This window comes from Salipaludibacillus sp. CF4.18 (assembly GCF_051262595.1).
Lineage (GTDB): Bacteria > Bacillota > Bacilli > Bacillales > Salisediminibacteriaceae > Salipaludibacillus > Salipaludibacillus neizhouensis.
Genome location: NZ_JBIMEV010000083.1, coordinates 1 through 14,276 on the forward strand (window position 1 = coordinate 1; position 14,276 = coordinate 14,276).

A 14,276-nucleotide genomic window follows, 5' to 3' on the forward strand; every position below is an offset into this window, starting at 1 on the left:
TTTTTAACAAAGAAAAGTCAACGTAAACGGTCTTTGTAAAATTGTTGTTTGGAAGAATCCGCGAGACTCCTGTGGAAGAACGATTCAGGGGAGACCCCGCAGAGCGATAGCTCGAGGAGGTTCACGAATCGTCCACGGAAAGCGAGCGGGAATTCTTTCAAATAACCTTTTGTCATAACAAGTCAACTAAATAGACACTAGCGTTTTCTTATATGTAAAGAGCGACTTGTCGAGTTCTTCGAAAGTCGCTCTTCTTTTTCGTTTATAGGATAACCCCATCTTTGAAGATTGAAATCTCTTTGAACCCATATTTTTCATTATTTGCCTCTACTTCACCAGAAGCTAGCGTAAGGATATACTCGAAGAATTCGTCCGTTAATTCTTCTTTATCCTTTCCTTCTACAAGTTCCCCTGCATTGAAATCAATCCATTTCTTCTTCTTTTCGCTCAATGCCGTATTTGTGGAGATCTTTACTGTTGGAACCGGTCCGCCAAAAGGTGTTCCTCGACCAGTTGTGAAAAGAACAATATGTGCCCCTGAGCTTGCTAACGCCGTGACAGAAACAAGATCATTCCCTGGTCCTTCTAATAATGTTAAACCTGGCTCTTTCATTCTATCGCCATAATTTAGAACATCTACTACCGGAGCAAAGCCACCTTTTTGAACGTTTCCGAGTGATTTTTCTTCCAGTGTTGTGATACCGCCCTTTTTATTCCCTGGGGATGGATTCTCATACACATTTTGCTCGTGTTTGATAAAGTATTCTTTAAATCCGTTCACCATTCCAACGATTTTATGGAAAACCTCTTCATTTTTTGCGCGTTCCATTAATAGTGTTTCTGCACCAAACAGTTCCGGAGTCTCAGTAAGAATGGTAGAGCCACCGTGTTCAATAAGTTTATCTGAAAAAGCCCCTAAGAGAGGGTTTCCTGTAATTCCGGAAAAGCCATCGGATCCTCCACATTTTAAGCCGACCTTAAGCTTGGAAACGGGAACAGGTTCACGTTTAAACGTTTTTGCATATTCTACAAGCTCTTCTACCGCGTCTAAAGCATCTTCAATTTCATCATCGACTTGCTGCACTTCAATAAATTTGACTCTCTTCTCGTCAAAATCACCAATTACTTCCTTAAATAGGTCAATATAATTGTTTTCACAACCAAGTCCCAACACCAATATAGCTCCAGCATTCGGGTGATGAATCAAATCACTTAAGATCTTTTGCGTGTTCAGAAGGTCATCTCCTAATTGAGAGCACCCGAATAAGTGTGGATAGTGATAAACCCCGTCAATATTGTCTCCTTTATGCATATCATTGGCCGTCCTGGCGACAATCTCACAGGTTTTGTTAATACAGCCAACGGTATTAATGACCCAAACTTCATTACGGATACCAACGTCACCATTTGCCCTAACATACCCTTGAAATGTTCGTTCTGTTGCCTTTTGCTTCACAATCGGTTCTGTCGGAGTATAGTTGTATTCTAAGGTTCCGGATAGATTGGTTTTTGTATTGTGCGAATGGACCCAATCCCCTGCGGAAATATCCTCTGTTGCATGACCGATCGGATAGCCGTATTTCATAATGTTCTCGCCTTTATTGATCGGTTTCAAAGCAAGCTTATGTCCGAAACCGATATCTTCCTTTGCTGTTAATTCTACGTCTTCTACTGTCAACGAGTCTCCCTTCTGATAATCTTTTAGAATCACGATAACATTATCAGAACGGTGAACTTTCAAATAATCTGCTATTGCACTCATCATCATACCTCCATTAGTAAAACCGGTATTTCATTTAATACAGTGTGATCTTCTGCCAAATGTTTTAAGAGCCTAAAGGGTTACACTAGAGAGGATTCGATCCCCTCTGTTCTAACAAATCAACAACCTCTAAAACCTGTTTACTCCTTTATACCAAATTTACAATTCACAAATATCGGATCCTGCTTGTCTCGATTCTTAATCTCCGTTTGCGAGAGTACTAGATTCTCACAGTTATGAATTTCAAGTGCCTGCTCGCTTTCCACATATATCTCTTCAAAAATCAAGTTTGTTATCGGTTGCTCTGGAAGGCCGTGAATCACAATCGGTCTTTTTGCACCGATACACGTGACCTTTTTAAGGTGGATATCACTAAATACAGGGGTTTCTTCTGTAACCGCTTCCGTTGTCTCCCCAACCTTCTCTCCATTATTACTGTAGTGCATCTGAAACGTTATGGCGTCTTCTTTAATATCCATCATTTGGATCCGTTCGATTTGAATTCGTTCAACTACTCCGCCTCTTCCACGGCTACTTTTAAATCGCAATCCACTATCTGTCCCGTAGAAATCACAGTCGTGAACATAGACATCTTTTACGCCACCGGACATCTCACTGCCGATAACAAAACCTCCGTGCCCACTGTGGACTTTACATCCTTTTACTTCAACGAGTTCCGTTGGTATCCCTAAGTCACGAGCCCATTTACCTTTTCCGGATTTCATACAGATAGCATCGTCTCCAACATCAAAAACAGTGTTTTGAATAATAACCCGTTTACATGACTCAATATCTAATCCGTCCCCATTTTGGGAGTACCAAGGGTTCCTGATCGAAACGTTATCAATTAAAATATCGTTGCTTTCTAGAGGATGCACGTTCCACGCCGGCGAATTTTGAAAGGTCACACCGCTGAGTTTTATCCGCTCACAGCGTCGGAAGCTGAGTAAATTCGGCCTTAAATAATGCTGTATTTCCTTATACTCCGACTTTTCAGCATTTTCTAGGCGAAGCTGATGAATGCGTTCTTTTCCGTGTAAAGCTTCTTTAGAAGGCCACCATTCCTGCTCATCCTCTGTCACGACTCCACCTGAGTGAACGAGTGTTTCCCATTGCATCTCCGACATCTTAAATCTTTTGACATAGCGCCAAGCCTGACCTGCACCATCGATGACACCGAGACCCGTAATCTCAATGTCCGAGACCTTTTCTCCGTTCAACGGCGACTGACAGCGGTAGACCCTCTCGCCTTCAAAAGAGCTTTCAATTAAAGGATAATGCTTCGGGTCATCACTGAATTGGATCACAGCGTGTTGATCTAAGTCCAATCGCATCTGATTGGTAAACGTAATCGGCCCCGTTTTCCAGATTCCAGCGGGAACTTTTATCGTTCCGCCACCGTGCAGTTGACAATCAGCGACAGCCCTCGCAAAAGATTCTGTATTGTCAAAGCTTCCATCCCCTTTGGCTCCAAAACTCGTGATCGTTACTTCTCGTTCAGGAATAGTTGGAAGCTTGACTTGAAACGGCTGATCCTTTGTCATTCCGTTTATAACATCCATCTGAATTATCCCTTCTTCCTAAACTGTCATCCAACGAGGAGGAATAATTCCCTTTTCCACCAACGCGTTCGCCGTTATTTTTGCAATTTCATGCGCGCCTTTTTCAGTGAAATGAGTATTATCTTCACTACCGTCAGGATAATAATTGTATTCTCCTGGGGAAAGCCACATGAAAAACTGCTTCGTCGCTTCAGGCTGCTGTTTTCGTAACCATGTTTCTGACATGTCCGTGACGTCTACAAGGGGAATGTCCAGGTCTGCCGCGAGTTTTCTCATCGATTTCGGGTAATCACCATGCGCATCGATCAAATTACCACTTTCATCAAAATATCTGCGTGCAACAGGGGTGAATAAAATCGGTCTTGCCTGTTTGCTGATAGCAGCATCAATGTACATTTTTAAGTTATCCTGGTAGTCACTCCATGGGTTCGTAAACCTGATTGGGTCGTCTTTTTTCGAATCGTTATGGCCAAATTGAATGAAGAGAAAATCACCTTCCTGCAGTAATTCCTCTACTTCTTCAAAATGTCCTTGTTCATAAAAGCTTTTTGTACTTCGACCTGGAACAGCATGATTCCGTATTTCAGCTCCCGGGATGTAGTCTTGGAGAACCTGCCCCCAGCCCTTTCGTGGATAACGCGCTTCCGGGTAGGTACTCATCGTGGAATCACCAATTAAGAAGATACGAGTCATGACTATGCCTCCTGATGTTGAAGTCCGACACCAAAAAATTCATTCGCATTGTGAAAACAAATATCCTGCACCATGTTTCCAAGTAACGAATAATCTTCCGGAACTTCACCAAGTTCTACCCATTCCCCAATCAGATTACAAAGAATCCGGCGGAAGTATTCATGGCGGGTGTAAGACAAGAAGCTTCGCGAATCGGTCAGCATTCCGACGAACAGACTAAGTAATCCATGATTCGCCAAATCTGTCATTTGCTTCACCATTCCGGTCTTTTGGTCGTTAAACCACCAGCCTGAACCAAATTGAATTTTCCCCTTGACTCCGGATGACTGGAAGTTGCCGATCGCCGTCGCAATCACTTCATTATGAATCGGGTTCAGGTTATAAATGATTGTTTTTGGCAGGTCATCCGTCTGATCAAGTTCGTTAAAAAAGCCATTGAGTGATCCGGCCATATCATAGTCATACATGGAATCAAATCCTGTATCAGGACCAAGTTTTTCAAACATTCGCTGATTGTTGTTTCGAATCGCGCCTAAATGGAGTTGCATCACCCACTGTCGCTGTGAATACTGCTTTCCTAGGAAAGTCATCGTATACGTTCTATATTTTTCTACTTCCTCATGACTAAGTTCTTCCTGGTTTAATTTTTTCGCGAATATTTTCGCTGCTTCTTCTTTTGTGGCAGGTGCAAACGGAAGCGTCTGAATGCCGTGATCGGAAACAACACATCCCACTTCATCAAAGGCATTCATTCGTTTTTCCAATGCTGTCAACACATCATCATAAGTAGCGATCTTCGTTTCTGCAGCGGCAGCCAATTTAGTAATATAGTCATTAAAACCCGGCTGTTGGATTTCAATTGCCTTATCCGGACGGAAAGTCGGCAACACCTTTGTATCGATAGCTGGATTTTCAGCAATCTGCTTATGGTATCGGAGGTCGTCAATTGGATCATCTGTCGTACAAATGCCTTTAACATTCGACCGTTTTAAAATACTGTGTGTCGTTAATTCTGTTCCTTGCAGCTGTTTATTAGCCTCTGTCCATATTTGCTTACTCGTATCTTCATTTAACAAGTCTTCGATACCAAAATAGCTCTTCAGTTCAAGATGTGTCCAATGATAAAGCGGATTACCGATCGTGTAAGGGACAGTCTTTGCCCATGCAGCAAATTTCTCCTCATCCGTTGCCTCTAGTCCTGTCACGATTTCTTCAGGAACACCGACAGCACGCATGGCCCGCCATTTATAGTGATCTCCGTGGAGCCAAATCTCTGAGATGTTCGAAAACTGATGGTTTTCACTAATTTCCTTTGGACTCAAGTGACAATGAAAATCAAAAACTGGCATATCCTTCGCATACTCATGATAGAGTTTTTTCCCTACCTCATTTTGCAACATAAAATCATCGTGAATAAACGGTTTTGTCATCTTTGTTTCCTCCTCTAATGGAATAACAACGTTGTTATTTTTTGCTGTAAATAAATTTCCCTCTTTATAAGGCCTTTGACCCGCTCAAAAAAAACAGGGGCGATGTATCAAGAGAATTTCTGGAGCTTGCGGCATCGTCAAATCGCACTCTATTACCGCTTCTTATCGTGATTCTGAGCTTATTTTCAAATGTTTTTTTATGTTCATTTTCGTTCTACTTCATTATATCATGTCATAAAACCTGCGACAATACTGTATTTTTATAATTCTTTCTTTTCTAAATATTCTCTTGTATTCATTTTATATATCTATCATACTACAATTATATATAAAATGACGACGTTTTCATAAAAAGGGGCCTATCATCATGATTTTTTCAACGAAACAATCTCATTTTCCTTCTATTCTTCCGCTACTGGTTGTTGGGATTTTACTTCTCACGCTATCCGGGTGCGGAGTCAATACGGATCCAATAAATTCTGATACTCCGGGGATTTTTAATAAGATTGTCGTCTATCCATTCTCTTTTTTACTTCATTTTTTTGCGACGATTTTTCAAGGAAGCTATGGTTTATCGATCATTCTCATGACTGTTTTGCTTCGTACTGCGTTAATGCCACTTATGCTTAAACAATATAAAAACAAAATTTTTATGAAAGATAAAATGGCTATCATTCATCCTGAAATGACAGAGTTAAAAGATCGTTATAAGGAAAAGCAAAGTAAAGAAGATAAACAAGAGATGCAAAAAGAAATTATAAAACTTTATGAAAAACACCAGTTTAATCCAATGGCCTCGTTTGGCTGTTTGCCTGTATTGATTCAGTTACCGTTTTTAATTGGTTTTTACTATGCTATTATTCGTACGCCTGAAATTGCTGGGAGCAGTTTTCTTTGGTTTAATCTCGGTGAAAGAGATGCAATTTTGCCTTTGATAGCAGCAGCGATCTATTCCGTACAATTCCAGTTTTCACGAAAAGAAATGAAGGATTCAAAGCTTGTCGGTCAAGGCGGAGAGATGCAGCAACAAATGAAGATCATCGGTTACATTCTGCCAATCATGATGGGAGTTTTCTCCTTTGCTGTCGCTGCTGCACTGCCACTTTATTGGTCCATCGGGGGAATCTTTTTAATTTTCCAATCTCAGCTGGCGCGTTATCTGTACAAGCCAAAGCCATCGGTACCTGTTGTTGAAAAGGAAGTTTCTCCTGGTACGGTTGAGGAGAACAAGTGAGGTAAGAATAGTCGTTCTTAAGTGGGAAGTCGAATGATTTGGTTATCGCCTAAGCGTTTTAGTGTCCCTTTGTTCGAAAAGAAATCCACAGTATCTAAAAAAACCGTGTTCTTCAATTCTATACCTTTTTAGCACAAAAAACCTTTATCGAGGTCTCAGATAAAGGTCTTTTAAAATCCCATTTTATTTTATCAGCTTATCGCCTAAACCTTTTCCTAGAAAATGAAGCCTCGGGTCAAGCTCCTTATACAGCTCTGTCACAAACCGTCTACTATAGCCAAAGTCAGTAAATAAGATCGTATCTGTCGAAGCCGAAAAATCGACGGAAGTTCGGTTAGGACTAACCATAATAACAGTGGCCACTAAAAAAACCTTCTTTTTACCCGTGACACGAACGATGATTTCGCCTCGTTCTTCTGATACCGAAGCCACATTGAAATTTTTTTTACCGTTTAACATACTCTCTACTTCATGCAAAACCTTTTTTTGCATCCCTTTATAATAATGTGTCACGAATTTCTCATCCGGATGATGATCACGCGTTTCTGTCCCTGTTGAAAAAATCTTTTTTAACGTCAACATAAATGACATTCTATCTTCTCCTCCTGAGTTTCGCATCGTCGATCCAAGTTGGACTGCTGTCAAAACATGCGGTTTATTCCCGTTCCTGCTTACTAAATCAAAGTGACTCTATTCGTCAATAATCTTTCATAATCGTTTGAAAACGTTTTTTATTGTTTAACCATACCATATTAGTGAGATTCTTAATATACTCTTTCAACACGATCCGAGTGAGTTTTTAGATTATTGTTTACGAAGAGTTTAAGAATAGTACGTTTTTTGTCAAGATAGGGAGAGGGTTTTGTTACGGCATATTGTTCTAAAATAGGTAGAAAACCGTTGGTGCTCTCCAGCGCATCTAGCGGTTATCTATTTAGGAACTATTTTCCAACACAAAACTATCAAAATTCCAAGTGTCAGTGAAAGAAGCTGAGAACCCCCCCTCCACTCACTCCAGCTTCACCTCTATATGGTCGATGGCATTGTATCCGTAGCCTTTGCGATTCCAAAAAGCAGAACGTGGCTGAGTTCGATCAGTAGTATCTGTTGCTCTGCTCATAATCGTATATTCACCGGCATTCTCTTGGATCCACTCATATTTCCAGCCAGACCAGCCGTAACCATCATTAGAATAGGAAGTAAATGTTGCCGGTTTCCAAACCTCCCCTCCATCCACACTTACTTCTACTTTACGAATCTTCCCTTCCCCGGTCCAAGCAATGCCCCGAATATCAATCATTCCACTATTAAGAATGTCCTTGTCCAACGGTTTTTGAATGCTCGAATTTACACGGAGAGTGGTTACCGGAAAAGCGTTTATGTCCGATTCCTTCTCAGGGTAATACATGTAATCCTTTTTCTGAAAAGGCCCTTTAAATGGCTGATCGATGACAGTTATTTGCTTTATCCATTTTACAGAAGCCATCGCATACCATTGAGGAACGATGAGCCGAAAAGGATATCCGTGTTTAAAAGATAAGGGGCTCCCATTATATTCATAAGCAATCATTGTGTCGGGGTGTAAGGCCTTTTCAAGAGGTAAACTTCGCTTAAAAGAGTCTATTTCTTCAGAATCTGTTCTCTTACCAAAGTCATAGCCCTCAAAAACAACTTCTTGGGAATTCTCTTTCACACCAGTCGCAAGAAGCAATGTCTTTAAAGAAACTCCTTTCCAAATCCCCTGGCTAATTGCTCCCTTTTCCCATTGCTCCCCAAACACTTTTGGGGTGAAAAATCTTCGTTTATCGCCGGCACACTCCAGAAGCACCGTAAGAGTTTTGGCAGGAAGGCTCATTAGTTCATTGTAGGAAATAATAGCCGGATTCGTAACATTTCCGTTCACAGGAAGCCACAAACTTGAGAGCGTGAGCATCGGATAAGGAAAATGGTTTCGTTTATAAAACAGATGCTCGGGAAGTCGGTCAGTACGTATAAAAGAAAGAGGTGTTTCCTGATTTTCAGGTACCAATTTCCTTGTAGTCAGAAAGGGATCAACACGATAAATACTTGTCATCAGTTCCTCCTTTAAAAAGCTTTATACTAACCTTATGCAATGGATCAGAATTTCCGACTAAATAGTGTATAAACACAAAAAAGATCCTCATTTGATTCAAATCCTTATTCAATTACGTAATTAATCCATACTGAAGCAGAGAACCGTCCCCATGCAAAAAAGAAGTGAGGGGATTCCGCGCCCCACACTTCTTAGTATTATTCAAGTGACTTTACGAATTTACTGACTCTTCTACTTTTGGAGGATTTTTTTTGTTTCTCATTATTCCAACTCCAAAGATCACAGCTAGAATGGCTAGTATAAATGTAATAAATACTACTTGCGAAGAAAATAGTTCAACAATACCTCCAAGTACAATACCAACTAATCCGAAGTCGGAATCACCGAAAGTTGTTCCTTCGAATCCTAGAGTACCAAGGACTGGTAATAATAAGGCTGGTAAGAAACTAATAAGAAAACCATTAGCCATAGAACCGAATACTGCACCTCTTCTTCCGCCTGTTGCATTACCGAATACTCCTGCTGCAGCACCCGTGAAAAAGTGGGGTACAAGACCCGGTACAATAACACTTAAACCAAAAAGCGGAAGTAAAAACATGCTAATTAAACCAGCAATGAAACTAAATATGAAACCAATTATAACTGCATTATTTGCAAATGGGAATATTGCTGGACAATCCAATGCTGGGATCGCATTTGGTACGATTTTATCCGCAATACCTTTAAACGCAGGCACAATTTCAGCTAACAGCATTCGTACACCAGCGAGAATAATATATACACCTGCAGCAAACGTCAAACCTTGCAAGAAAGCAAATACTAAGAAATTTGTTCCTCCACTAAGTTCTGATTCAATAAATGCAGGTCCTGAAAAAAGAGCTACAATGAAAAAGAGAATAAACATTGTTAATGCCACCGCAACGGAAGTATCCCTTAAGAATCCTAGCGATTTAGGAACTTTAAGTTCTTCCGTAGATTTAGAATTTTTACCGACCTTTTCACCAACAAATGCTGCAACGAAGTAACCAATCGAACCAAAGTGACCAACAGTGAAATCATTTGATCCAGTAACTTTGCGCGTATAAGGTGTAATTAAAGCTGGCATTAGCACCATAAGAGATCCTAGAATGATAGATCCGATAAATACAAGTGGAAAACCGGACATTCCGCCTGTCATCAAAATAACAGCGATCAAACAAGCCATGAACATCGTGTGGTGTCCCGTAAGGAAAATATATTTATATGGGGTTACTCTTGCTAACAGGATATTTACGAGCATACCGAACAGCATAATCATAGCAGTTTCCGTACCGAAAGCGTCCTGTGCCAATGCTACGATTGCTTCATTATTTGGAATAACACCTTGAATGTTGAAGGCATTATCAAACATGCTTGAAAATTGATCAAGGGAACCTATGATTACTCCAGCACCAGCCCCTAATATAACAAAACCCATTACAGTTTTTAATGTACCGGAAACAATATTTGTAATAGCAGCTCGCTGTAGAATTAAACCTAAAAGTGCGAATAAACCAACTAAAATGGCAGGAGTACCGAGAATATCATTCATTATTAAATCTACCATTATTTAAGCCCCCTTCATATTTGTCTCTATTGCCTCACGGAGTTCTTTTTTATCCATAATGTTAGTTAATTTAATAAGATTTCTTTTTCCATCTTCTAAATTTTCTAGTAAGTCTGCTGCCCCTAAATAATAATCCGCTTGTTCTGACTTACTTGTCGTCAAATCAGTGTGAGAGACTTCCGCCTCTATACCTAACTCTTTTAAAATTGCTTTTACATTCATCTCAACGATAAAGCTAGTTCCTAATCCGTTTCCGCAAACAACTAATATTTTTCTCATTCGAAACCTCTCCTTTTATATAGTAGAATGATGGTCAATACATGTTATGATATCTTCAACACTTTCAGCACCCATTACATCTTGCAGAACTTCTTCATCTGATAGCATTGTAGACAATTGAGCTAATGCTTTTAAATGTTTTTCATTATCAACAGCCGCTAAGACAACGATTAATCTCGCACGATGCCTTTCTTCTTTTGAAAAATAAGTACTCTCTCCTAATAGTAAAAGGCTCATACCAATTTTTTCCACCCCGTACTCAGGGCGCGCATGTGGAAGGGCAATCTCTGGAGCGATGACGACATAAGGCCCCAACTCATCCACATTTGTGATCATTGCTTCAACATAATCCTCAGTAATACTCCCATTTGCTATCAATGGTTCTGAAGCGAATCGTATAGCCTCTTGCCAGTTTGCTACTTTGGTTTTTAATTGAATTGTTTCCTTTGTAAGCAGTTCGTTTAACACAGGTTTCTCCTCTCTGACCTTGTTTGTACCTTGTTCTAAACTAAATAATAATGATAAATCTTGAATCAATTCTTTTTCATCAAAAATTGATGTATGTTTTCTAACGATATTCATGATTGTATGAAGGGTAGGGGTAACTGTTTTTTCATCTATAGAATAATCATTGTGGTTATTTACAAAAGATAAAACTGCCTCTTTATCCCTATCTGTCAGAATAGGATTGACGATTAGAACTGGATGTTTTTCACTTTTTATAGGGGCTGTAGCAAAAACAAAGTCAACGTCATACGGATTACTTTCATATTGCCTTTGTGAAATAGATCCGATGATGTCAACGGCTGCTACAATTTTTTCCAACTGTCCCCACAGTATATTGGAAGTACCTAGACCATTCTCGCAAACAATCATAGCTTTCTTCCTTTGAACTGGCCTCTTCCCTTCCCGTTGAAGCCATCCGCCTAAATGCATGGAAATATACGCTACTTCCGAATCCTTTACTTGTGCACCAAGTAATTGCTCCAACTGACGAATAGATTTCTTTGTTAATTCAAAGATCTCTGGGAATTCTCGTTGTAAATTTTCCGTATTTTCATCTTTTAGACTCACATTATACTTAACACGATAATAGGCGGGCTTTAAATGTTTGAATAAAGACTCTTCAAGCTGAAAACTGTCTTGAAAGAGAATACAAGCATAGTGTTGAAAATCTTGAACAATGCTTTTAACTGTAACTCTAAGTTTCTTCATTTCTTGATTTTGACTATCTTCTAATTCTGAATAATTTACCTTTGACCCCAATAAGTTCATAGTAATAAAACATATTTCACTATCTGGAATATAAATACTATATAACATCTCTAACTTCCTGGAGATATTTACAGAAGCCTGATATTCAGTAGTTGAAGTTAACGCTTCCTGTTCATCGATATCGATAGTAATTCGATTTCCATGCATTAATCTCTGAATAATTACGATCAATTTTAATGCTAATAGATGAACCGCTTCGTCCGTTAATTCAATCGACAATTCTTCTTCACATTCTGTGATGAGCGGTTTCATACTGTTTAACTGAACATAGAACCCCTTAGGTCCAAAATCATTCTCATAAAAAGGAAGTTTGATCTGATCTATCAAATTATTCCATTCTTTTTTTGTTGTCATTAGTTCAGCCAAATAATTCACTAACAATTGCCGCTTGAGTTCTTCTTTTCCAGTAATTTTATAGCCGCTATTTCTATGAAAACTTACCTCTAATTGATGCTGTAAAAAGGTCCTTTTTATCTCTTTCAGGTCATTCGAAACTGTTGCTCTACTAACTTGTGTTAACTCCATCAATTTTTCTATAAATACTGGCATTTGGCTAGTTAATAACTCCACAGCAATTAAACATGATCGTTCTTCCATGCTATAAAAGTATTGAAATTTATTAACTTCACCAATTAACTTTGGAATAATTTCCTTTGCTTCTTTTTCTAGATAATAACCCTTACTGTGCTTTTTTTTGACTTTCTCTAATTTATTTTCTTCCAACCAAGTATTTATTTTTTGAACGTCATAATACACCGTCCGCTTCGATATCCCCAATTGGTTTGTTAGCCTTTCAACGGATACACATTTCTTTGAATTAAAAAGGGCCGTGATGATTTGTGTACACCTTTCATCCAACGTCATAGAAACACAACCTTTGCACATGTGCAATTTTAGATTTTTAGAAAAATTAATTAACTAGTTAACCTCATTATAGATATTGCCAGGAAATAATGTAAATGCTTACATAATCTTAATTTTGTAGTGCATATTTGTGCAATACTATACTTATCAAAACATCGCAATATTCCTACTACTATCCTTCACATTTAAAACGATGTCTCGATTTAATAAGTTTATCTTTATATTTTAAGTTGCGGTGGTGAAGCTGGCGAATGGAGGATAGCATCCACCTAGAGCGGCAGTTCGAGCACTTCTGCTCGGTGAAAAACAGCAATTTCTAAAAAAAGACGACAGTCGCCCTTAAGAAATCATGGTCCAAATTTATATTTTCCTATCAAAAAAAAACCTAAACGTAGCACATATCCACGCTTAAGTCTTTTTTTGAAGCAAGCCTTTACTTAGTTTTTTTAAGTATAGTTTCCCTTCAGTATCGTATCTACTTTTCCGATAACCACTCCCAGATATAAACTATGAGTTAGTTGACCTCTACTTTTGAAAAAAACTTAAAAATCAAACCCTTCTTTCTTCACAATAAACCAAGGATTGAGCAAGTTTTCTCTGTTATAAACTAACGGTTCGTTTGTTTCCACGTTTATTACTGACCCATTCGCTTGTTCGACAACGGCTTGTCCTGCACCTGTGTCCCATTCCATGGTCGGCGCAAATCGTGGGTAGACTTCTGCTTTTCCTTCCGCTACTAAACATAGCTTTAGGGAACTGCCCGCCGAAGTGATGGATATTTCACCATACTTTTCTTTTACTTTGTTTAAATATTCTTCCGTTTCTGCTGATAAATGCGAGCGACTAGCTATGGCAGACACGGTGTTACCGTTATCTTGTTTTGGTATAGGTAACTTGCTTGCAAGTTTGAGAAGATCCGTTTCTGAAAAGATCGATTGTTTGGAAGCATCCCTTAACTTAAAGGAACCTAGACCTGTTTTTGCAACATATAATATATCCAAAACCGGGGCATAAATTACGCCGATTATCGGCTGACCATTATGTATTAAGGCAATATTTACTGTGAACTCATCATTCTTTTTGATGAACTCTTTTGTTCCATCAAGTGGGTCGACTAACCAAAAATATTCCCAATTCTTTCTTTCTGCAAAACTAAGGTGGATTCCTTCTTCACTCAAGATAGGAATCTCAGAATATTTTTTTTGCAAAACATCAGTAATGACATCGTTCGCTCGTTTGTCCGCTTGCGTTAACGGAGAGTCATCGACTTTGCTTTCCACTCCAAAATCAGCCGAATGATACACATCTAAAATTTCGTCACCCGCTTTAATAGCACATGTAATAATATCTGTAAGCTGTACTTTATTTAACACTTTATTACCTCCGTTTTTATGGGATGCAGGGGACGGTTCTCTGCTTCCTCTTTTATTAGGAAGATATCGTTGTTTTTCTTAAGTCAAAAAGAGTAAATATCTATGATGACAAGTCACTAAGTTAGAATGAAGCAAGGAACCGTCC

The 14,276-nt window shown here is 39.1% G+C and carries 11 protein-coding genes; 1 reads left to right on the top strand and 10 read right to left on the bottom strand.

Annotated elements, in window-relative coordinates:
• Window positions 1-262 precede the first annotated feature (262 nt).
• The 4 genes from ACHABW_RS24205 to uxaC all read right to left on the bottom strand — a co-directional run bounded on the left by ACHABW_RS24205 (window position 263) and on the right by uxaC (window position 5,447).
• Entirely contained in the window at window positions 263-1,765 is a 1,503-nt protein-coding gene (locus tag ACHABW_RS24205) for a UxaA family hydrolase (RefSeq protein WP_435759399.1), read from the bottom strand.
• A gap of 137 nt (window positions 1,766-1,902) precedes the next feature.
• A complete protein-coding gene (locus ACHABW_RS24210) occupies window positions 1,903-3,324 on the bottom strand; it encodes a glycoside hydrolase family 28 protein (protein ID WP_435759382.1) in 1,422 nt (473 codons plus the stop codon).
• Between the two features lie 18 nt (window positions 3,325-3,342).
• The gene (locus ACHABW_RS24215) at window positions 3,343-4,017 is read right to left on the bottom strand and encodes a rhamnogalacturonan acetylesterase (RefSeq protein ID WP_435759384.1); all 675 of its coding nucleotides are present in this window, start codon (window positions 4,015-4,017) and stop codon (window positions 3,343-3,345) included.
• A gap of 2 nt (window positions 4,018-4,019) precedes the next feature.
• Entirely contained in the window at window positions 4,020-5,447 is a 1,428-nt protein-coding gene (gene uxaC, locus ACHABW_RS24220; RefSeq protein ID WP_435759386.1) for a glucuronate isomerase, read from the bottom strand.
• A 367-nt stretch (window positions 5,448-5,814) separates the two neighbouring features.
• Here uxaC and yidC point away from each other — a divergent pair, with 367 nt between their 5' ends.
• Window positions 5,815-6,681: a membrane protein insertase YidC gene (yidC, locus tag ACHABW_RS24225; protein ID WP_435759388.1), complete on the top strand. Its 867-nt coding sequence runs from the start codon at window positions 5,815-5,817 to the stop codon at window positions 6,679-6,681.
• Window positions 6,682-6,864: 183 nt separating this feature from the next.
• Here yidC and ACHABW_RS24230 read toward each other — a convergent pair whose 3' ends face one another.
• From ACHABW_RS24230 to cysQ, 6 genes are all read right to left on the bottom strand, one after another.
• On the bottom strand, window positions 6,865-7,272 hold the full coding sequence (locus ACHABW_RS24230; protein ID WP_435759390.1) for a DUF1499 domain-containing protein: 408 nt from the start codon (window positions 7,270-7,272) through the stop codon (window positions 6,865-6,867).
• Window positions 7,273-7,690: 418 nt separating this feature from the next.
• Complete coding sequence (locus tag ACHABW_RS24235; RefSeq protein ID WP_435759391.1) at window positions 7,691-8,755, bottom strand: sulfite oxidase; 1,065 nt, start codon at window positions 8,753-8,755, stop codon at window positions 7,691-7,693.
• Between the two features lie 211 nt (window positions 8,756-8,966).
• Entirely contained in the window at window positions 8,967-10,340 is a 1,374-nt protein-coding gene (locus ACHABW_RS24240) for a PTS ascorbate transporter subunit IIC (protein WP_435759393.1), read from the bottom strand.
• A 3-nt stretch (window positions 10,341-10,343) separates the two neighbouring features.
• On the bottom strand, window positions 10,344-10,619 hold the full coding sequence (locus ACHABW_RS24245) for a PTS sugar transporter subunit IIB (protein WP_110938492.1): 276 nt from the start codon (window positions 10,617-10,619) through the stop codon (window positions 10,344-10,346).
• Window positions 10,620-10,634: 15 nt separating this feature from the next.
• A complete protein-coding gene (locus ACHABW_RS24250) occupies window positions 10,635-12,758 on the bottom strand; it encodes a BglG family transcription antiterminator (RefSeq protein ID WP_435759395.1) in 2,124 nt (707 codons plus the stop codon).
• Window positions 12,759-13,300: 542 nt separating this feature from the next.
• The gene (gene cysQ, locus ACHABW_RS24255) at window positions 13,301-14,131 is read right to left on the bottom strand and encodes a 3'(2'),5'-bisphosphate nucleotidase CysQ (RefSeq protein ID WP_435759397.1); all 831 of its coding nucleotides are present in this window, start codon (window positions 14,129-14,131) and stop codon (window positions 13,301-13,303) included.
• Window positions 14,132-14,276 lie beyond the last annotated feature (145 nt).

What these genes read in the sequence shown, in the direction of transcription:
- ACHABW_RS24205 (WP_435759399.1), bottom strand. Translation starts at nt 1,765, where the DNA reads ATGATGAGTGCAATAGCAGATTATTTGAAAGTTCACCGTTCTGATAAT.
- ACHABW_RS24210 (WP_435759382.1), bottom strand. Translation starts at nt 3,324, where the DNA reads ATGGATGTTATAAACGGAATGACAAAGGATCAGCCGTTTCAAGTCAAG.
- ACHABW_RS24215 (WP_435759384.1), bottom strand. Translation starts at nt 4,017, where the DNA reads ATGACTCGTATCTTCTTAATTGGTGATTCCACGATGAGTACCTACCCG.
- uxaC (WP_435759386.1), bottom strand. Translation starts at nt 5,447, where the DNA reads ATGACAAAACCGTTTATTCACGATGATTTTATGTTGCAAAATGAGGTA.
- yidC (WP_435759388.1), top strand. Translation starts at nt 5,815, where the DNA reads ATGATTTTTTCAACGAAACAATCTCATTTTCCTTCTATTCTTCCGCTA.
- ACHABW_RS24230 (WP_435759390.1), bottom strand. Translation starts at nt 7,272, where the DNA reads ATGTCATTTATGTTGACGTTAAAAAAGATTTTTTCAACAGGGACAGAA.
- ACHABW_RS24235 (WP_435759391.1), bottom strand. Translation starts at nt 8,755, where the DNA reads ATGACAAGTATTTATCGTGTTGATCCCTTTCTGACTACAAGGAAATTG.
- ACHABW_RS24240 (WP_435759393.1), bottom strand. Translation starts at nt 10,340, where the DNA reads ATGGTAGATTTAATAATGAATGATATTCTCGGTACTCCTGCCATTTTA.
- ACHABW_RS24245 (WP_110938492.1), bottom strand. Translation starts at nt 10,619, where the DNA reads ATGAGAAAAATATTAGTTGTTTGCGGAAACGGATTAGGAACTAGCTTT.
- ACHABW_RS24250 (WP_435759395.1), bottom strand. Translation starts at nt 12,758, where the DNA reads ATGACGTTGGATGAAAGGTGTACACAAATCATCACGGCCCTTTTTAAT.